At 65.6% G+C, this 18,701-nt stretch carries 16 protein-coding genes; 14 read left to right on the forward strand and 2 right to left on the reverse strand.

Annotation, left to right across the window (positions count from 1 at the left end):
• Nucleotides 1–272: 272 nt before the first annotated feature.
• The 13 genes from tsf to lpxB all read left to right on the forward strand — a co-directional run bounded on the left by tsf (nt 273) and on the right by lpxB (nt 14,111).
• Nucleotides 273–1,199: a translation elongation factor Ts gene (tsf, locus tag VGC77_RS18250; protein ID WP_331172984.1), complete on the forward strand. Its 927-nt coding sequence runs from the start codon at nt 273–275 to the stop codon at nt 1,197–1,199.
• 61 nt (nt 1,200–1,260) lie between these two features.
• Nucleotides 1,261–1,977 carry a UMP kinase gene (gene pyrH, locus VGC77_RS18255; protein ID WP_331172985.1) on the forward strand — a complete coding sequence of 239 codons (717 nt, stop codon included), beginning with the start codon at nt 1,261–1,263 and terminating at the stop codon, nt 1,975–1,977.
• Nucleotides 1,978–2,040: 63 nt separating this feature from the next.
• The gene (gene frr, locus VGC77_RS18260) at nt 2,041–2,604 is read left to right on the forward strand and encodes a ribosome recycling factor (protein ID WP_331172986.1); all 564 of its coding nucleotides are present in this window, start codon (nt 2,041–2,043) and stop codon (nt 2,602–2,604) included.
• Between the two features lie 107 nt (nt 2,605–2,711).
• On the forward strand, nt 2,712–3,470 hold the full coding sequence (locus VGC77_RS18265; protein ID WP_331172987.1) for an isoprenyl transferase: 759 nt from the start codon (nt 2,712–2,714) through the stop codon (nt 3,468–3,470).
• A gap of 5 nt (nt 3,471–3,475) precedes the next feature.
• Nucleotides 3,476–4,324, forward strand: a complete 849-nt coding sequence (locus VGC77_RS18270) for a phosphatidate cytidylyltransferase (protein WP_331172988.1) — start codon at nt 3,476–3,478, stop codon at nt 4,322–4,324.
• A 5-nt stretch (nt 4,325–4,329) separates the two neighbouring features.
• The gene (gene dxr / locus VGC77_RS18275) at nt 4,330–5,553 is read left to right on the forward strand and encodes a 1-deoxy-D-xylulose-5-phosphate reductoisomerase (protein ID WP_331172989.1); all 1,224 of its coding nucleotides are present in this window, start codon (nt 4,330–4,332) and stop codon (nt 5,551–5,553) included.
• Between the two features lie 42 nt (nt 5,554–5,595).
• On the forward strand, nt 5,596–6,747 hold the full coding sequence (rseP, locus tag VGC77_RS18280; protein WP_331172990.1) for an RIP metalloprotease RseP: 1,152 nt from the start codon (nt 5,596–5,598) through the stop codon (nt 6,745–6,747).
• A 173-nt stretch (nt 6,748–6,920) separates the two neighbouring features.
• Nucleotides 6,921–9,449 (forward strand): outer membrane protein assembly factor BamA, encoded by a 2,529-nt coding sequence (gene bamA, locus VGC77_RS18285; protein WP_331172991.1) that lies wholly within the window; start codon nt 6,921–6,923, stop codon nt 9,447–9,449.
• A 31-nt stretch (nt 9,450–9,480) separates the two neighbouring features.
• The gene (gene lpxD / locus VGC77_RS18290; protein WP_331172992.1) at nt 9,481–10,557 is read left to right on the forward strand and encodes a UDP-3-O-(3-hydroxymyristoyl)glucosamine N-acyltransferase; all 1,077 of its coding nucleotides are present in this window, start codon (nt 9,481–9,483) and stop codon (nt 10,555–10,557) included.
• Nucleotides 10,557–11,012, forward strand: coding sequence for a 3-hydroxyacyl-ACP dehydratase FabZ (fabZ, locus tag VGC77_RS18295; RefSeq protein WP_331172993.1), 456 nt, complete (start codon nt 10,557–10,559; stop codon nt 11,010–11,012). Before lpxD ends, fabZ begins: the two co-directional genes overlap by 1 nt.
• Before the next feature lie 214 nt (nt 11,013–11,226).
• A complete protein-coding gene (gene lpxA, locus VGC77_RS18300; protein ID WP_331172994.1) occupies nt 11,227–12,048 on the forward strand; it encodes an acyl-ACP--UDP-N-acetylglucosamine O-acyltransferase in 822 nt (273 codons plus the stop codon).
• Between the two features lie 18 nt (nt 12,049–12,066).
• A complete protein-coding gene (locus tag VGC77_RS18305) occupies nt 12,067–12,921 on the forward strand; it encodes an LpxI family protein (RefSeq protein ID WP_331172995.1) in 855 nt (284 codons plus the stop codon).
• Entirely contained in the window at nt 12,921–14,111 is a 1,191-nt protein-coding gene (gene lpxB, locus VGC77_RS18310) for a lipid-A-disaccharide synthase (RefSeq protein ID WP_331172996.1), read from the forward strand. Before VGC77_RS18305 ends, lpxB begins: the two co-directional genes overlap by 1 nt.
• A 91-nt stretch (nt 14,112–14,202) precedes the next feature.
• On the opposite strand, the gene gltA is transcribed toward lpxB, so the two are convergent.
• Nucleotides 14,203–15,507, reverse strand: a complete 1,305-nt coding sequence (gltA, locus tag VGC77_RS18315) for a citrate synthase (protein WP_331172997.1) — start codon at nt 15,505–15,507, stop codon at nt 14,203–14,205.
• A 167-nt stretch (nt 15,508–15,674) separates the two neighbouring features.
• Nucleotides 15,675–17,099: a glutamate--tRNA ligase gene (gltX, locus tag VGC77_RS18320; RefSeq protein WP_331172998.1), complete on the reverse strand. Its 1,425-nt coding sequence runs from the start codon at nt 17,097–17,099 to the stop codon at nt 15,675–15,677.
• A gap of 154 nt (nt 17,100–17,253) precedes the next feature.
• Between gltX and VGC77_RS18325 the strand changes: the two genes are divergently transcribed.
• Nucleotides 17,254–18,701 (forward strand): glutamine--tRNA ligase/YqeY domain fusion protein (locus VGC77_RS18325; RefSeq protein WP_331172999.1); only part of this gene is annotated, 1,448 nt, incomplete at its 3' end.

Consider the following 18,701-nt stretch of genomic DNA (forward strand, 5'->3'; position numbering starts at 1 on the left):
AAGCTCGACCAGGATCTGAAGCTGAACGGCCGCATCGAGCGCGAAGGCTGGGTCGCTCAGGCCCGCGAAGCGATGGCCGGGGCCTAGGTTCACGGCTGCAGCCGCTGTTTCGCCCAGGCGGGACGGCATCCAAGGCTGCCAAAGGTACCAGGTCGCCGCGTTTGGTGGGACGACCGGTTTTCATCTGCGGCCATTCCGACAGGATGGCCGCAGTTTCGTTTCATCTCGCTCCGGCCATTTTTCGTCCCGGAGCCTGTGCGAGGACAAACAGCATGGCCCAGATCAGCGCCGCGATGGTGAAGGACCTTCGCGAAAAGACCGGCGTCGGCATGATGGACTGCAAGGCCGCGCTCAACGAAACGCAGGGCGACATCGAAGCCGCCATCGACTGGCTGCGCAAGAAGGGCCTGTCGAAGGCCGCCAAAAAGGCCGGCCGCGTCGCCGCCGAAGGCCTGATCGGCGCCTTGACCGACAAGACCAAGGGCGTGCTGGTCGAGGTCAATTCCGAGACCGATTTCGTCGCCCGCAACGAACAGTTCCAGGGCCTGGTCAAGATGATCGCCCAGGTCGCGTTGAAGGTTGGCGCCGATCTCGACAAGATCAACGCCGCGCCGGTCGGCTCCTCGACGGTCGCCACCGCGATCGCCGACGCGATCGCCACCATCGGCGAGAACATGACGCTGCGCCGCGCCGCCGTGCTCGAAGTCGGGCAGGGCGTGGTGGCGAGCTACGTGCATAACGCCGTCACCGAAGGCGCCGGCAAGCTCGGCGTCATCGTGGCGCTGGAATCCGCCGGCAAGACCGACGAATTGGCCGCGCTCGGCAAGCAGCTGTCGATGCACGTCGCTTCCGCCAATCCGCAGGCGCTGGAGCCCGCCGGGCTCGATCCCGAAGTGGTGGCGCGCGAGAAGGACGTGATGGCCGACAAGTATCGCCAGCAGGGCAAGCCCGAGGCGATGATCGCCAAGATCGTCGAGAACGGCCTGAAGACCTACTACAAGGAAGTCTGTCTGTTGGAGCAGGCCTTCATCTTCGACGAGAAGGGCAAGTCGGTGGCGCAGGCGGTCAAGGAAGCCGAGGGCAAGGTCGGCGCGCCGATCAAAGTCACCGGCTTCGTGCGCTACGCGCTCGGCGAGGGCATCGAGAGGCAGACCTCCGACTTCGCCGCCGAAGTCGCCGCGGCCAGCGGCCAGAAGTAACCGCCGACAGCGGCGCCCGACGCAACGGCCGGGTGCCGCGCTCGGAAGGAACGATCGCATCATGGGTGAGCCGGTCTATCGTCGGGTCGTGATCAAGTTGTCCGGCGAATATTTCGCCGGCGCCCAGTCATTCGGTATCGATCAGCCGACCATCGACCGGATCGCCGGCGACCTGATCGCGGCGCAGAAGCTCGGCGTCGAGATCGCGGTGGTGGTCGGCGGCGGCAACATCTTTCGCGGCGTTGAGGTGTCGTCGCGCGGGGTGTCGCGGCCGACCGGCGATACCATGGGCATGCTCGCCACGGTGATGAACTGCCTGGCGCTGGAAGCGGCGATCGAGCGCCGCGCGGTGGCGGCGCGGACCTTGTCGGCATTCGTGATGCCGCAGGTCTGTGAATTGTTCACCCGCGGTGCGGCGCATCGCTATCTGGCCGAAGGCAAGATCGTGCTGCTGGCCGGCGGCACCGGCAATCCGTTCTTTACCACCGATACCACGGCGGTATTGCGGGCCGCCGAGATCGGCGCGCAGGCGGTGCTGAAGGCCACCAATGTCGACGGCGTCTACAGCGCCGATCCGAAAAAACATCCGTCAGCGCAGCGTTTCGAGCGGCTGTCGCATTCGCAGGCGCTGGAAGGCGGCTATAAGGTCATGGACGCCACCGCATTCGCGCTTGCCCGGGAAAGTGCGCTGCCTATCATCGTGTTCTCGATCGCCGAAGCCGGTTCGATCGGCGCGATCCTGAGCGGGACCGGGCGCGGCACGGTGGTGGCGGGCTGATCGCGGCGCCGCGCAACGCGGCGGCTGCATGGATTGAGTAAGCGTTTGCAAGGAGAGGCGGCAATGCCAACGGGCGGTTTTGACATCAACGAATTGAAGCGCCGGATGCAGGGCGCCACCCAATCTCTCAAGCACGAACTGGGTGGCCTGCGGACCGGCCGCGCCGCGGCGTCGATGCTGGAGCCGGTGCAGGTCGAAGCCTATGGCAGCCACATGCCGCTGAACCAGCTGGCCACCGTCAGCGTCCCGGAGCCCCGGCTGTTGTCGGTGCAGGTGTGGGACAAGTCGATGGTCAAAGCGGTCGAAAAGGCCATCGTCGATTCCAATCTCGGCCTCAGCCCGGCTACCGAGGGCCAGGTGCTGCGGCTGCGGATTCCGGAGCTCAACGAGGAGCGCCGCAAGGAACTGGTCAAGGTGGCGCATAAATATGCCGAGGCGGCCCGGGTTGCGGTCCGCCACGTCCGCCGCGACGGCCTCGACACCCTGAAAAAGCTCGAAAAGAGCAGTGAGATTTCCGAGGACGATCAGGAGCGCCTGGCGCATGAGGTGCAAAAGGCCACCGACGCGACGATTCTCGAGGTTGACCAGCTGCTGGCGGCTAAGGAAAAGGAAATCCTGACCGTCTGAGGCCGATCGTGGCTGCGGCCTTGCGATCGGAATATGCGCAGCCTACTGATGAACTTGTTGCGGCAAACGGGAAGCCTCTTCGCGGATTACGCATTGGGAATTGACCTATGTCGAACGTCGCCGCGCCCGCGCCTGACCGATCGGATTCCTCCGAGGTGCCCGTGCACGTCGCCATCATCATGGACGGCAACGGCCGCTGGGCGGCGGCGCGCGGCTTGCCGCGCGCCGAAGGCCATCGTCGCGGCGTCGACGCGCTGCGCCGCGTGGTCCGCGCCGCCAACGAACTCGGCATCGCCTATCTGACGATCTTCTCGTTCAGCTCGGAAAACTGGTCGCGGCCGGCCAGCGAGATCGGCGATCTGTTCGGCCTGCTGCGCCGCTTCATCCGCAACGATCTCGCCACGCTGCACCGCGATGGCGTGCGGGTTAGGGTGATCGGCGAGCGCGAAGGGCTCGAGCCGGACCTGTGCGCGCTGCTGACCGAGGCCGAAGAGCTGACCCGCAACAACACGCGGCTCAATCTGGTGGTCGCCTTCAACTACGGCTCGCGCCAGGAAATCGCCAACGCCGCGCAGCGGCTGGCCCGCGAGGTCGCCGAGGGCAAGCGCGATCCGGCTTCCATCGATCCCGACAGCCTCAGCCAGTATCTCGACGCCCCCGACATTCCCGATCCCGACCTGATCATCCGCACTAGCGGCGAGCAGCGGCTCTCCAACTTTTTGATGTGGCAGGCGGCCTACAGCGAACTTGTGTTCGTGCCGATTCACTGGCCAGATTTCGACAAGGCGGCGCTCGAGGGCGCGATCGCCGAATACGCCCGCCGTGAACGCCGGTTCGGCGGGTTGGCGGCGAAAACAGGATCGTGACCGAGGTGGATCAGCAACATTCGGCGCCGACACCGGCGGCCGACACCGGCTCGCGCAACCTGGTGATGCGGGCAGCGACCGCGCTGGTGCTGGCGCCGCTGGCGATCGGCATTGCCTATGCCGGCGGCTGGGTCTGGGCGGTGCTGGCCACGGCGGTCGCGGTCGGCCTCTATATCGAATGGCTGAGCGTCGTCGGCGCGGCGGGCGACAAGCGCGTGGTCGTGGCCGGAAGCGCCGGCTTGGCGTTGGGCGGCGGCGCGCTGGCGCTGGGGCAGGGCGCACTCTGCGTTTTTGTGATCGTCGCAGGCCTGGTCGCCGTGGCGGCGCTGAATCCTGAACGGCGCGGCTGGAGCGTGCTGGGCTATGGCTACGCCGCCGCGGCGCTGATCGCCTCGGTGCTGGTCCGGCTCGACGCAAGCGAGGGTTTCGCCGCGCTGATCCTGGTGCTGCTCGTGGTCTGGGTGACCGATATCGGCGGCTATTTCGCCGGCCGCGGCATCGGCGGCCCGAAGCTGTGGCCGCGGGTCAGCCCGAAGAAGACCTGGGCCGGCGCGCTCGGCGGATTTTTCGGCAGCCTTGTGGTGGCCTGCGGCTTTGCCGCGCTCGGCTATGGCAAATGGCTGCCGCTATTGGCGCTGGCGGCGCTATTGTCGGTGGTCTCGCAGCTCGGCGATTTGTTCGAATCGGCGGTGAAGCGGCGGTTCGGCGTCAAGGATTCCAGCCACATCATCCCCGGTCATGGCGGTCTGCTCGACCGCCTCGACGGCTATGTTGCGGCGATTGTCGTTGCGGCCCTGTTCGGGGTGATGCGGGGCGCTTTGGATGGCGCCGGCCGCGGTCTTATGGTTTGGTGAGAAAAATGAGTGCAGTTCCATTGCGAAACGCCAAGGTCGCGGCGTCCGGCCTCCGTAGCGTCAGCGTGCTCGGGGCCACCGGGTCGATCGGCGACAGCACCATGGACCTGCTGCGGGCCTCGCCCGAGCGCTACCAGGTCGAGGCGTTGACCGCCAACACCAACGTCGCGGGTCTGGCGAAGCTCGCAAAGGAATTCAACGCCCGCTTCGTCGCGGTGGCCGATCCGGCGCGGCTCAGCGAATTGCGCGCGGCGCTGGCCGGCAGCGGGATCGCCTGCGGGGCAGGGGACGGCGCCATCGTCGAGGCCGCCGAACGCCCGGCCGACTGGGTGATGGCGGCGGTCGCCGGCGCTGCCGGTCTGAAGCCGGCGCTGGCCGCGGTCGATCGCGGCGCCCACGTTGCGCTCGCCAACAAGGAATGCCTGGTGTGCGCCGGGGAATTCTTCATGGACCGCGCCGCGAAGGCCGGAGCCACCATCCTGCCCGCGGATTCCGAGCACAACGCGCTGTTCCAGGCGCTGGCCTCCGGCAACCGCGACGAACTCACCAAGGTGATCATCACCGCCTCGGGCGGCCCGTTCCGCACCTGGGCCGCCGCCGACATCGAGCAGGCGACGCTGGCGCAGGCCCTGAAACATCCGAACTGGAGCATGGGCCAGAAGATCACCATCGATTCGGCCTCGATGATGAACAAGGGCCTCGAAGTGATCGAGGCGTCCTGGCTGTTCGCGCTGTCGCCCGACGAAATCGACGTCGTGGTGCATCCGCAGTCGATCATCCACGGCATGGTCGAGTTTTCCGACCGCTCGGTGGTGGCGCAGCTCGGCTCGCCCGACATGCGCACCCCGATCGCGCATTGCCTGGGCTGGCCGGACCGCATCGTCGGCCGCGCCGCGCCGCTCGACCTCGCCAAGATCGGAACCCTGACCTTCGAGGCGCCGGATTACGCCCGGTTCCCCGGTTTGAAGCTGGCCTATGACGCGCTGCGCGCCGGCAACGGCGCCACCACGGTCTACAACGCCGCCAACGAGATCGCGGTGGCGGCCTTCATCGCGCAGCGGATCCGGTTCGGCGCGATCGCCCGACTGGTCGAGGAGACCCTGAATTCGTGGATCCGGGCCGGCAATCTGGCGCCGTTGAGCTGTGCCGACGATGCCATCGCCATCGACCACAATGCGCGCGATATGGCTGCCGCGCTGTTGCCTCAAATTGCCGCAAAGGCATCCTAGAGCATTACAGACGGGGCCTCCGGCTCTGCTGAGGGAAATCGGATGGCTGACATATTTCTAAACAGTTTCAATGTGTTGAGCCATGGGGTGATCGGCTATGTGATCCCCTTTCTGTTCGTTTTGACGATTGTGGTGTTCTTCCATGAACTGGGGCATTTCCTGGTCGCCCGCTGGGCCGGGGTGAAGGTGCTGACGTTCTCGCTGGGCTTTGGTCCGGAGCTGATCGGCTTCAACGACAAGCACGGCACCCGCTGGAAGATCTCCGCGGTGCCGCTCGGCGGCTACGTCAAATTCTTCGGCGACGAGAGCGAGGCCTCGACGCCGTCCAACACCGCGCTGGCGTCGATGACCGAGGCGGAACGCGAAGGCAGCTTCCACCACAAGAAGGTCGGTCCGCGCGCCGCCATCGTCGCCGCCGGCCCGATCGCCAATTTCCTACTCTCGATCGCGATTTTCGCGGCGCTGTTCACGATTTCCGGGCGGCCGATCACCAGCGCCCGGGTTGACGCAGTGCAGGCCGACAGCCCCGCCGCCGCTGCCGGATTCCAGCCGGGCGACGTGGTGGTGCAAATCGACGGCAAGGCCATCGGCAGCTTCACCGAAATGCAGCGCGCCGTCGGCAGCGAGGCCGGCGAGCAGCTCACCTTCATGGTCAAGCGCGGCGACGCCACGCTGGAATTGCGCGCCACCCCGGTGCTGAAGGAGATCAAGGACGCCTTCGGCAACGCTCACCGCGTCGGCATCCTCGGCATCAGCCGCGCCACCAATCCGGGCGACGTGGTCACCGAGCGGGTCAATCCGGGAACCGCGCTGGTGCTCGGCGTCAAGGAAACCTGGTTCGTCGTCGATCGCACGCTGGCCTATATCGGCGGCATCTTCACCGGCCGCGAGGCCGCCGACCAGCTCGGCGGGCCGCTGCGAATCGCCCAGATCTCCGGCCAGGTCGCGACCTTCGGGCTGTCGCCGCTGCTGCATCTGGCCGCGGTGCTATCGGTTTCGATCGGACTCCTTAACCTGTTTCCGGTACCTCTGCTCGATGGCGGCCACCTTTTGTTCTATGCGGTGGAGGCGGCGCGCGGGCGGCCGTTGTCGGATCGGGCGCAGGAAATGGGTTTTCGCATCGGTTTGGGGCTGGTTTTGATGCTGATGGTGTTCGCGACCTACAATGACATCTTGCATCTGGCCGCGTCATGAGCCGCGATTCGGAAGCCGTGGCCGATAGGCAACGTCTTGGAATGAAATTGAAATTGCACCGCGAATGGCCGTTTGCCCAATCGACAAAATTGTCTACAAGCGATGCAGCGAATGGGAATCTGCCGGTGCGCAGGGGTGCGGGCCGGCACTGGAATGACAAGGGCGCGTTGCGCATGAACGTTGGAATGCGAGTGTTTCGGGGAGGCCTGCTGGCGGCCCTGGTGTTTTTCGCCATGCCTGTCGCCGCTACGGTGACCGCAGCGCTGGTGGCGTCGCCCGCGGCTGCCCAAACGGCCGAGTCGATCGCCGTCGAAGGCAACCGACGCGTCGAGGTCGAAACCATCCGCTCCTATTTCAAGCCGGGCCCCGGTGGTCGTCTCGACCAGGGACGGATCGATGACGGGCTCAAGGCGCTGATCGAGACCGGGCTGTTCCAGGATGTTCGCATCAACCAGGCCGGCGGCCGGCTGGTGGTGACCGTGGTGGAAAACCCGGTGATCGGCCGGGTCGCGTTCGAAGGCAACAAGAAGGTCAAGGACGAGCAGCTCACCGCGGAAATCCAGTCCAAGGCGCGCGGCACGCTGTCGCGGCCGATGGTGCAATCCGACGCCCTGCGCATCGCCGAAGTCTATCGCCATTCCGGCCGCTATGACGTGCGCGTCACGCCGGAAATCATCGAGCAGCCGAACAACCGTGTCGACCTGATCTTCACGGTCGAGGAGGGCGCCAAGACCGGCGTCCGTTCGATCGAATTCATCGGCAACAATGCGTTCTCGTCGTACCGGCTGAAGGACGTCATCAAGACCCACGAATCCAATTTCCTGAGCTTCCTGGCGTCGGGCGATCTGTACGATCCGGACCGGGTCGAAGCCGACCGCGACCTGATCCGCCGCTACTACCTCAAGCACGGCTATGCCGACGTCCAGGTGGTCGCCGCGCTGACCGAATACGATCCGGAGAAGAAGGGCTTCCTGGTCACCTTCAAGATCGAGGAAGGCCAGCAATATCGCGTCGGTTCGGTCGAGTTCCAGTCGACCATTCCGACCTTGGACGCCAACTCGTTCCGCAGTTATTCGCGGGTCTCGGTGGGCTCGCTGTACAACGCCGAAGCGCTGGAAAAGTCGGTCGAGGAAATGTCGATCGAAGCCTCGCGCCGCGGCTATTCCTTCGCCACCGTGCGTCCGCGCGGCGATCGCAATTTCGACAACCACACCGTCTCGATCGTGTTCGCGATCGATGAAGGTCCGCGCACCTATATCGAGCGCATCGACGTGCGCGGTAACACCCGCACCCGGGACTACGTGATCCGCCGCGAATTCGATCTGTCCGAAGGCGACGCCTACAACCGCGCGCTGGTCGATCGTGCCGAGCGCCGGCTGAAGAACCTCGACTTCTTCAAGAGCGTCAAGGTCGTCACCGAGCCCGGCTCGTCGAGCGACCGCATCATTCTGGTGGTCGACCTCGAAGAGAAATCCACCGGCGACTTCTCGGTGTCGGGCGGCTATTCCACCAGCGACGGCGCGTTGGCCGAAGTCTCGGTGTCGGAGCGCAACTTCCTCGGCCGCGGCCTGTTCGCCAAGGCCTCGGTGAGCTATGGGCAATATTCCCGCGGCTATTCGCTGTCGCTGGTCGAGCCCTATCTGCTCGACTACCGGGTGGCTCTCGGCCTCGACCTCTATCAGCGCCAGCAGCTCGCCAACAGCTACGTCTCCTACACCACCAAGACGCTGGGCTTCAGCCCGCGGCTCGGCTTCGGCCTGCGGGAAGACCTGTCGTTGCAGGTGCGCTATTCGATCTATCAGCAGGAAATCTCGCTGCCGGACGCGCTGAACAATTGTAACAACAACTTCGGCACGTCGTCATATTTCCCGACCCCGGGCTTCATCAACGCCGGGAACGATAATCCCACCGCCTATGGTGCCTATGGCTGTCTCGGCGACGGCGAAGCCGCACTTCCGGTCCGCATCGAATTGCAGGACGGCAAGTCGCTGACCTCGGCGATCGGCTACACGCTGACCTACAACACCCTCGACAACAACAAGAACCCGACCGACGGCCTGCTGATCGACTTCCGGGAAGATTACGCCGGCGTCGGCGGCGACGTCAGCTATCTGAAGTCGGCCTTCGATGCGAAATACTACACCCCGCTGGTGTCGGATATCGTCGGCCTGATCCATGTTCAGGGCGGTATCCTGAACGAAGCCGGCGGCAAGGACATCCGGATGCTGGATCACTTCCAGATGGGTCCGAACCTGGTGCGCGGCTTTGCGCCGAACGGCATCGGTCCGCGCGATATCTCGAACTACTACTTGACCGGCTACGGCGATGCGCTGGGCGGCACCAAATATTGGGGCGCGTCGGCGGAATTGCAGATGCCGTTCTGGTTCCTGCCGAAGGAAGTCGGGATCAAGGGCGCGGTCTATGCCGATGCCGGTTCGCTGTGGGACTACAAGGGGCCGACCTCGTGGGCGCTGACCAACCAGGTCAACACCGTGGGTTGCGCTCCGGCCACCAAGAATGCGATCGGCACCTGCGCCGGGATGACCTACGACGACAGCAATCTGGTCCGCACCTCGGTCGGTGTCGGCCTGATCTGGGCCTCGCCGTTCGGTCCGCTGCGCTTCGACTACGCGATCCCGATCACCAAGGGTCAGTACGACCGCGTGCAGCAGTTCAAGTTCGGTGGCGGTACCTCGTTCTGAGCCCGACCGGGGCCAGACTGCGACGGGCGTAATGGCGCAACCATCGTTCTTTAAACAAGGCGCTTCGTCGACGCTGGCTGAAATCGCCGCGTTGACGAAGGCGGAGCTGGCCGACGCCTCGCGCGCCGATCAGCGCATCACCGGGGTGGCCTCGCTCGACGAGGCCGGCCCGATGCATCTCGGCTTCTTCGAGAACGTCAAATATGCCGGGCAGTTGGCGCAGACCCGCGCCGGCGCCTGTCTGGTCAGCGAGCGGTTCGAGGCCAGCGTGCCGCCGCACGTCGCGGTGCTGCGCGCCAAGCGGCCGTTCCGCGCCTTCGTCGCCTATGCCCGCCTCATCCATGAGGATGCGATGCGGCCGCAGTCCGGCTTCGACCTCACCGGGATCGCGGCCTCCGCGGTGATCCATCCGACCGCGCATCTGGAGGACGGCGTCACCGTCGACCCCTTGGCGGTGATCGGCCCGCATGTGGAAATCGGCGCCGGTTCGGTGATCGGCTCGGGCGCGGTGCTGTCGCCGGGGGTCCGGATCGGGCGGGACTGCAATGTCGGCGCCGGCACCGTCATTCAATTCGCGCTGATCGGCAACAACGTGCTGATCCATCCCGGCTGCCAGATCGGCCAGGACGGCTACGGCTTCATCTTCGCCGAGACCCATCAAAAGGTGCCGCAGACCGGCCGCGTCATCATCCAGAACGACGTCGAGATCGGCGCCGGCACCACCATCGACCGCGGCAGCCTGCGCGACACCGTGATCGGCGAGGGCAGCAAGATCGATAATCAGGTGCAGATCGGCCACAATGTAACAATTGGTCGACATTGCCTGATTGCCGCGCAATGCGGGCTTGCCGGGAGCCTGACGCTCGGCGACAACGTCGCGCTGGGCGCCAAGGTCGGGATCAACAATCATCTCCACATCGGCGATGGCGCCCAGGTGACCGCGATGAGCGCGGTCAAGGACGACGTGCCGGCCAATGGCCGCTGGGGCGGCTTCTTCGCAAAGCCGACCAAGCAATGGTTCCGCGAAATCCTCGCGGTGGAGCGCTTGCCGCGTGGCGGCGCGCCGGGCGCGGATTCGAAGGATGCGAAGGACGAGAGGCGGGGTTGATGGAGTCACCGATCAGAATCGAGACCGTGGACATCAACACGATTCTCAAGACCCTGCCGCACCGCTATCCGTTTTTGCTGATCGATCGCGTCGTCAACATCCGCCAGGATTACAGCGGCATCGGCATCAAGAACGTCACCGTCAACGAGCCGGCGTTTCTCGGGCATTTCCCCGAACGCCCGGTGTTTCCCGGCGTCTTGATGATCGAGGGCATGGCGCAGACCGCCGGGGTGATCGGCATCATGTCGGTGGAGGGCACCGAGAAGCCGCGCGCGGTGTATTTCCTCACCATCGACAAGTGCAAGTTTCGCAAGCCGGTGCTGCCCGGCGACACCATCGAATATCACATGCGCAGCGTCGGCCGCCGCAAGTCGATGTGGTGGTTTCATGGCGACGCCAAGGTCAACGGCGTGGTGGTCGCGGAAGCCGATGTCGGGGCGATGCTGACCGACTGAGCGGCCGCGTCGCTTGCGCTGAACCGATGCTGGCGCGGCGCTTCAGCCGTGCGTGCCCGGCCGGGCCGATGTCATATTGCGTCATTCAACGTTAGTGGACAGCGGTGGTCGCGCGGGCTACCCACTCGCAATCCACACCTCGAGCATGAGGCCGCGGAGCGCGGTTTTTGCAAAAAAAGCGCATGCTCAATCGACATTCTAAGACTGGAGCGCCATGAGCAAGATCGATTCCACCGCGCGGGTTGAAGATGGCGCCGTGATCGGCGACGGCACCTCGATCGGTCCGTTCTGCATCGTCGGCCGCGACGCGGTGATCGGCGCCAACTGTCGGCTGCTGTCGCACGTCAATATCGACGGTCACACTACGATCGGCGACGACACCACGATTTATCCGTTCGCTTCGCTAGGCACGCCGCCGCAATCCACCGGCTACAAGGGCGAGCCGACCACGCTGCAAGTCGGCTCCGGCTGCACGATTCGCGAGTCGGTGACGATGAACCGCGGCACGGTGTCGGGCGGCGGTGTCACGAGGGTCGGCGACCGCGGCTTCTTCATGACCGGCAGCCATATCGGCCACGATTGCCACGTCGGCAACGACGTGATTTTCGCCAACACCGCCACGCTCGGCGGACATTGCGAGATCGGCGATTTCACCTTCATCGGCGGCATGACGGTGTTTCAGCAGTTCACCCGGGTCGGCGCCCAGGTGATGATCGGCGGCGCCAGCGGGGTGCGCGACGACGTCATTCCGTATGGTCTGGCCAACGGCATCTATGCGAAGCTTTCGGGCTTGAATATCGTCGGCATGCGGCGGCGCAAATTCACCAAGCGGCGCCTCGTCGTGGTGCGCTCGTTCTTCGACGACCTGTTCCAGAGCGAAGGCCTGTTCGCCGATCGGCTGGAGCGGGTGCGGCCGCGTGGCGGCGAGGATCCGGCGATCGCCGAGATCATCGCCTTCATCGACGAGGGCAAGGCGCGCGGCGGCCGGCATCGCTCGCTGTGCATGCCGGGCGACGGCGGCAGCGTCGTCGATTAGCGGAGCGATGGGCGGGCGATGGCCGAGGGCGTGCAGATCTCCTCACCGATCGGCCTGGTCGCGGGCGGCGGTGTGTTGCCGTTCGCGGTCGCTGACTCGCTGCTGGCGCGCGGCATCACCCCGATCATCTTTGCGCTGAACGGTTTTTGCGACGCCGCCGCGGTCAGCCGGTTTCGTCACCACTGGATTTCGATCGGCCGGTTCGGCCGGCTGCAGAAGCTGCTGCGCGCCGAGCATTGCCGCGAGCTGGTGTTCATCGGCGCGGTGGTGCGGCCATCCTTGGCCGAGGTCCGGCTGGACTGGGGCGCGCTCAAGGTGATCCGCGCGGTGATGGCGGCGTATCGCGGCGGCGACGACCATCTCTTGTCCGGCATCGGCCAGATCTTCGAGCAGGACGGCTTCCGGCTGCTCGGCATCCGCGACGTCGCGCCGGACCTGTTGATGCCGGCGGGCTGCGTGACCCGCGCCACGCCCGACGGCAGCACCACGGCGGATATCGCCAAGGGCCGCGCGGTGCTGGCGGCGCTGAGCCCGTTCGATATCGGGCAGGGCTGCGTGGTGATCGACGGCCATGTCGTCGCGGTCGAGGACATCGGCGGCACCGACGCCTTGCTGGCCAGCGTGGCGCGGCTGCGGGCGCAGCGGCTGATCCGCGCCAAGCCGAGGCGGGGCGTGCTGGTGAAGGCTCCCAAGGTCGGCCAGAGCCTGCGCTTCGATCTGCCGGCGCTGGGGCCGCGCACCATCGCCGGCGTCGCCGCCGCGGAGCTTGCCGGGGTCGCGGTGGTCGCCGGCCACACCGTGGTCGCCGAACCGCAGCCGATGATCGACGCCGCCGACCGCGCCGGGCTGTTCATCACCGGCATGCCGGCGTGATGACGGCCGCGAGGACCCCCGCCGTGCGAAGAATCTTCCTGATCGCGACCGAGGAATCCGGCGACCGGCTCGGCGCCAGCCTGATCCGCGAATTGCGCGATCGGCTCGGGGAGGCGGCGCAATTCGCAGGCGTCGGCGGCCGGACGATGGCGGCCGAGGGCCTCGCCTCGCTGTTTCCGATCGAGGAATTGTCGATCATGGGGCTGTCGGCGGTGGCGCGGCGGTTGCCGACCATCCTGCGCCACATCCGCAGCGCGGCGCACGCCGTGCTGCAGGCCGCGCCCGACGTGCTGGTGATCATCGACAGCCCGGATTTCACCCACCGCGTGGCGCGGCGGGTGCGGGCGCGCGACGCCTCGATCCCGATCGTGAACTACGTCTCGCCGACGGTGTGGGCATGGCGGCCGGGGCGGGCGAAGGTGATGCGCAAATATGTCGACCACGTGCTGGCGCTGCTGCCGTTCGAGCCCGACGAATATCGCCGGCTGCAGGGGCCGCCGTGCAGCTATGTCGGCCATCCGTTGACCGAACAGATCGCCACGCTGCGGCCGGACGCGCAGGAGCAGCTTCGCCGCGCCGCCGCGCCGCCGGTGCTGTTGGTGCTGCCGGGCAGCCGGCGCAGCGAGATCCGCCATCACATGGCGGTGTTCGGCGAGGCGCTCGGGCTGCTGCGGGCGCAGGGCGTGGCGTTCGAACTGATTCTGCCGACCATGCCGCATCTCGAAGCCCTGATCGCCGAGGCGGTGAAGCACTGGCCGCTGCAGCCGCGCATCGTGGTCGGCGAGACCGACAAGCGCGCGGCGTTTCGCATCGCCCGCGCCGCGCTCGCCAAGTCCGGCACGGTGACGCTGGAGCTCGCGGTCGCCGGCGTGCCGATGGTCACCGCCTATCGCGCCGGCCAGCTCGAGGCCTGGATCGTGCGGCGGCGGATCACCTCGGCGTCGGTGATCCTGGCCAATCTGGTGGTCGGCGAGAACGTGGCGCCGGAATATCTGCAGGAAGAATGCACGGCGCCGACGTTGGCCGCGGCATTGCGCGAGGTGCTGTCGGATTCGCCGCTGCGGCAGCGCCAGCTCGCCGCCTTCGGCCGGATCGACGCCATCATGTCGACCGGCGCGCAGTCGCCGAGCGCCTGCGCCGCCGACATCGTGCTGGCGGTGGCTCGCGACGCCAGCGCTGCGGCGAATTGATCCGCGGATCGAAACGCGAAGAATCAAATCCCGGAATCAAAACGGCCCGCGCGAGGCGGGCCGTTGATCGATTGCAGAGGAGGCGGCAGGCTTAGCTGCGCTCGCCGATCTCGACATAGTCGCGGCGGGTGGCGCCGGTGTAGAGCTGCCGCGGCCGGCCGATCTTCTGCTGCGGATCCTCAATCATCTCGCTCCACTGGCTGATCCAGCCGACGGTGCGGGCGACCGCGAACAGCACGGTGAACATGTCGGTCGGGAAGCCCATCGCCTTCAGCGTGATGCCGGAATAGAAGTCGACGTTCGGGTACAGCTTGCGCTCGATGAAGTACTCGTCGCTGAGCGCGATCTTCTCCAGCTCCATCGCCACCTTGAGCAGCGGATCGCCGCCATGGCCGGTTTCCGCCAGCACCTCGTGGCAGGTCTGCTGCATGATCTTGGCGCGCGGATCGTAGTTCTTGTAGACGCGGTGGCCGAAGCCCATCAGCCGCACCGACGAGTTCTTGTCCTTCACGCGGCGGATGAAGTCGGGAATCTTGTCGACCGAACCGATCTCGGCCAGCATCGCCAAGGCGGCTTCGTTGGCGCCGCCATGCGCCGGTCCCCACAGGCAGGCGATGCCGGCGGCGATGCAGGCGAACGGGTTGGCGCCCGACGAGCCGGCGATCCGTACCGTCGAGGTCGACGCGTTCTGTTCGTGGTCGGCGTGCAGCGTGAAGATCTTGTCGAGCGCCCGCGCCAGCACCGGATTGACGATGTATTCCTCGCACGGCGTGGCAAAGCACATCCGCAGGAAGTTCGCGGCATAGCTCAGCGAGTTGCGCGGATACACGAACGGCTGACCGACCGAGTATTTATAGGCCATCGCCGCCAGCGTCGGGATCTTGGCGATCATCCGGATCGAGGCGATCATCCGCTGGGTCGGATCGTTGATGTCGGTGGAGTCGTGATAGAACGCCGCCATCGCGCCGACCGAGGCCACCATCACCGCCATCGGATGGGCGTCGCGGCGGAAGCCCTGGAAGAACCGCGCCATCTGCTCGTGCACCATGTTGTGGTGCGTGACGCGGGTGTCGAAATCTTCCTTCGCCGCCTTGTTGGGCAGTTCGCCGTACAGCAGGAGATAGCAGGTTTCGAGGAAGTCGCCCTTTTCGGCGATCTGCTCGATCGGATAGCCGCGATATTGCAGGATGCCGGCGTCGCCGTCGATATAGGTGATCTTGGATTGGCAGCTGCCGGTCGAGGTGAAACCCGGATCGTAGGTAAACATTCCGGCCTGGGCGTACAGCTTGCTGATGTCGACGACATCAGGCCCGACGGTCCCGCTCAATATCGGGAAATCATAGGTCTTGTTGCCGACCGTGAGCGTGGCGTTCTTGGTATTTGTTGTTGCGTCCATCGTGTGGTCCCCGATGAGATCGTTGCCGAAGCGGCCAACTTCCGCCGCCATCTGAACAGACGGCGCCGGAAACCGGACGTTCTATTTATGCAGGTTGAATGCGTAGCTTATTGCTGTGTGCACTGCAAGACGCACCGTCCCGGTGCCGCGGCAGGCCAAATCTGGGCCTATTCCGAGGCCTGATCGGCGAGCCGCGACAGGCATTCCTGCCGCCCCAGCACCGCCAGCACGTCGAAGATCCCCGGCGAGGTGGTGCGCCCGGTCAACGCCACGCGCAGCGGCTGCGCCACCGCGCCGAGCTTCAGGCCGTGCTGTTCGGCGAAGGCCCGCATCGCCGCCTCGGTGGTGGCCGCCGACCACGACGTCACCGTCTCCAGCGCGGCGCGCAGTTGAGCTATCAATTTTCGCGTGTCAGCCGTCAGCACCGCCTGCGCCTTCGGCTCGATCGGCAGCGGACGGTCGGCCAGGATGAAGCCGGCGCTGTCGATCAACTCCAGCAGCGTCTTGGCGCGCTCCTTGAGGCCCGGCATCGCTTGCAGCAATTGCGCGCGGGTGGTGTCGTTGAGCTTGGCGGCGACGTCGGCGCCATGCGGAATATACCGCAACACGTTTTCCAGCATGGTCACGAGCGATTGATCGTCGGCGTGGCGGATGTAGTGGCCGTTGAGGTTTTCGAGCTTGGCGAAATCGAACCGCGCCGCGGAGCGGCCGATCGCCGGCAGGTCGAACGCCTCGATCATTTCCTGCGTCGAGAAGATTTCCTGGTCGCCGTGGCTCCAGCCCAGCCGCACCAGATAATTGCGCAGCGCCGCCGGCAAATATCCCATCGCGCGATAGGCGTCGACGCCGAGCGCGCCGTGGCGCTTCGACAGTTTGGAGCCGTCCGGCCCGTGGATCAGCGGGATGTGCGACATGCTGGGGAGCTCCCAGCCGAGCGCGTCATAGATCTGCTTCTGCCGCGCGGCGTTGATCAGATGATCGTCGCCGCGGATGACGTGGGTGACGCCCATGTCGTGGTCGTCGACCACCACCGCCAGCATATAGGTCGGGCTGCCGTCGCCACGCAGCAACACCAAGTCGTCGAGATTGTCGTTCTGCCAGACCACGCGGCCCTGCACCTGATCCTCGATCACGGTCTCGCCGGTGAGCGGCGCCTTCAGCCGCACCGTCGGCTTGACGCCGGCTGGGGCGTCCGACGGATCGCGGTCGCGCCACAGCCCGTTGTAGAACCGGGTGCGGCCTTCGGCCTTGGCGGATTCGCGCATCTGCGCCAATTCCTCAGCGCTGGCATAGCAGCGATAGGCGGTGCCGGCGGCCAGCATCTCGTCCACCACCTCGCGGTGCCGCGCGGCGTTGGCGTATTGGTAGACGACGTCGCCGTCCCAATCCAGTTCCAGCCATTTCAGGCCGTCGAGGATGGCGTCGATCGCCGGCTGGGTGGAGCGTTCGCGGTCGGTGTCCTCGATCCGCAGCAGCATCTTGCCGCCGCGTTTCTTGGCGTACAGCCAGTTGAACAGCGCGGTGCGGCCGCCGCCGATATGCAGGAATCCGGTGGGCGAGGGGGCGAAGCGGGTGACGACGGGACGGGTCATTCAAAACTGCGATGATTGGCACGCCGGAGCGGCGCGCAGGGTGTATAGCAGGAACGATGCATAAACAAAGCTCTCGATCGGACAACCGGGGTTGGCGGGGCGCTCCGGATTTGGCACATACGCGTCAGGTCCCGACACGCAGGAATTCACAGCAATGACGGCAGAGGCAGCGACGGCTGAGGCAGGGCGCGATTTCATTCGCGATATCGTTCAGGCCGATCTCGACTCCAAGAAACACGCCCAGATCGTAACGCGCTTCCCGCCGGAGCCGAACGGCTACCTGCATATCGGCCACGCCAAGTCGATCGCTTTGAATTTCGGTATTGCGCAGGAATTCGGCGGGCGTTGCCACCTGCGGTTCGACGATACCAACCCGACCAAGGAAGAGCAAGAATACATCGATTCGATTCAGGCCGACGTGCATTGGCTTGGCTACGATTGGGGAACCAACCTGTTCTACGCCTCGGATTATTTCGAGCGGCTGTATGGCTGGGCGGAATCCTTGATCGAGGCCGGCCACGCTTATGTCGACGACCAGTCGCAGGAGGAGATTCGCGCAAGCCGCGGCACGCTGACCGAGCCGGGCAAGAACTCGCCGTTCCGCGAGCGTTCGGTTGCGGAAAATCTCGATCTGTTTCGCCGCATGAAGGCCGGCGAATTTCCCAACGGCGCGCGGGTGCTGCGCGCCAAGATCGACATGGCCGCGGGCAACATCAATCTGCGCGACCCGGTGCTGTATCGCATCCTGCACGCCACCCATCCGCGCACCGGCGACGCCTGGTCGATCTATCCGAGCTATGATTACGCCCACGGCCAGTCCGACGCCATCGAGGGCATCACCCATTCGATCTGCACGCTGGAGTTCGAGGACCATCGGCCGCTGTACGAGTGGCTGCTCGATAAATTGCCGGTGCCGTCGAAGCCGCACCAGTACGAATTCGCCAGGCTCAATCTGACTTACACGCTGCTGTCGAAGCGGGTGCTGACCGAGCTGGTGCGCGGCGGTCATGTCAACGGCTGGGACGATCCGCGGATGCCGACCCTCGCCGGCTTGAAGCGGCGCGGCGTGCCGCCGGCGGCGATCCGCGAATTCGTGAAAAGAATCGGCGTCGCCAAGGCCAACAGCGTGGTCGACGTCGGCATGCTGGAGTTCTGCATCCGCGAAGAACTCAACAAGACCTCGCTGCGGCGGATGGCGGTGCTGCGGCCGCTCAAGGTGGTGATCGAGAATTATCCCGAAGGCGAGAGCGAACTGCTCGACGCGGTCAACCATCCGGACGATCCGGCGGCGGGCAGTCGCAAGATCGCGTTCGGCCGCGAATTGTGGATCGAGCAGGACGACTTCATGGAGACCCCGCCGAAGAAGTTCTTCCGGCTGTCGCCCGGCAAGGAGGTGAGACTGCGCTACGCCTATTTCATCAAATGCACCGAGGTGGTGAAGAACGACGCCGGCGAGATCGTCGAATTGCGCTGCAGCTATGATCCGGCGACCCGCGGCGGCAACGCGCCGGACGGCCGCAAGGTCAAAGCCACGATGCATTGGCTGTCGGCGGCGGACGCGGTGCCGGCGGAAATCCGGGTCTACAACCCGCTGTTCGTCAA

The organism is Rhodopseudomonas sp. (genome assembly GCF_036404135.1).
Lineage (GTDB): Bacteria > Pseudomonadota > Alphaproteobacteria > Rhizobiales > Xanthobacteraceae > Rhodopseudomonas_A.

Bases quoted from the DNA above. Each gene is read 5' to 3' on its own strand.
- tsf (WP_331172984.1), top strand. From the start codon at position 273: ATGGCCCAGATCAGCGCCGCGATGGTGAAGGACCTTCGCGAAAAGACC.
- pyrH (WP_331172985.1), top strand. From the start codon at position 1,261: ATGGGTGAGCCGGTCTATCGTCGGGTCGTGATCAAGTTGTCCGGCGAA.
- frr (WP_331172986.1), top strand. From the start codon at position 2,041: ATGCCAACGGGCGGTTTTGACATCAACGAATTGAAGCGCCGGATGCAG.
- VGC77_RS18265 (WP_331172987.1), top strand. From the start codon at position 2,712: ATGTCGAACGTCGCCGCGCCCGCGCCTGACCGATCGGATTCCTCCGAG.
- dxr (WP_331172989.1), top strand. From the start codon at position 4,330: ATGAGTGCAGTTCCATTGCGAAACGCCAAGGTCGCGGCGTCCGGCCTC.
- rseP (WP_331172990.1), top strand. From the start codon at position 5,596: ATGGCTGACATATTTCTAAACAGTTTCAATGTGTTGAGCCATGGGGTG.
- bamA (WP_331172991.1), top strand. From the start codon at position 6,921: ATGAACGTTGGAATGCGAGTGTTTCGGGGAGGCCTGCTGGCGGCCCTG.
- lpxD (WP_331172992.1), top strand. From the start codon at position 9,481: ATGGCGCAACCATCGTTCTTTAAACAAGGCGCTTCGTCGACGCTGGCT.
- fabZ (WP_331172993.1), top strand. From the start codon at position 10,557: ATGGAGTCACCGATCAGAATCGAGACCGTGGACATCAACACGATTCTC.
- lpxA (WP_331172994.1), top strand. From the start codon at position 11,227: ATGAGCAAGATCGATTCCACCGCGCGGGTTGAAGATGGCGCCGTGATC.
- VGC77_RS18305 (WP_331172995.1), top strand. From the start codon at position 12,067: ATGGCCGAGGGCGTGCAGATCTCCTCACCGATCGGCCTGGTCGCGGGC.
- lpxB (WP_331172996.1), top strand. From the start codon at position 12,921: ATGACGGCCGCGAGGACCCCCGCCGTGCGAAGAATCTTCCTGATCGCG.
- gltA (WP_331172997.1), bottom strand. From the start codon at position 15,507: ATGGACGCAACAACAAATACCAAGAACGCCACGCTCACGGTCGGCAAC.
- gltX (WP_331172998.1), bottom strand. From the start codon at position 17,099: ATGACCCGTCCCGTCGTCACCCGCTTCGCCCCCTCGCCCACCGGATTC.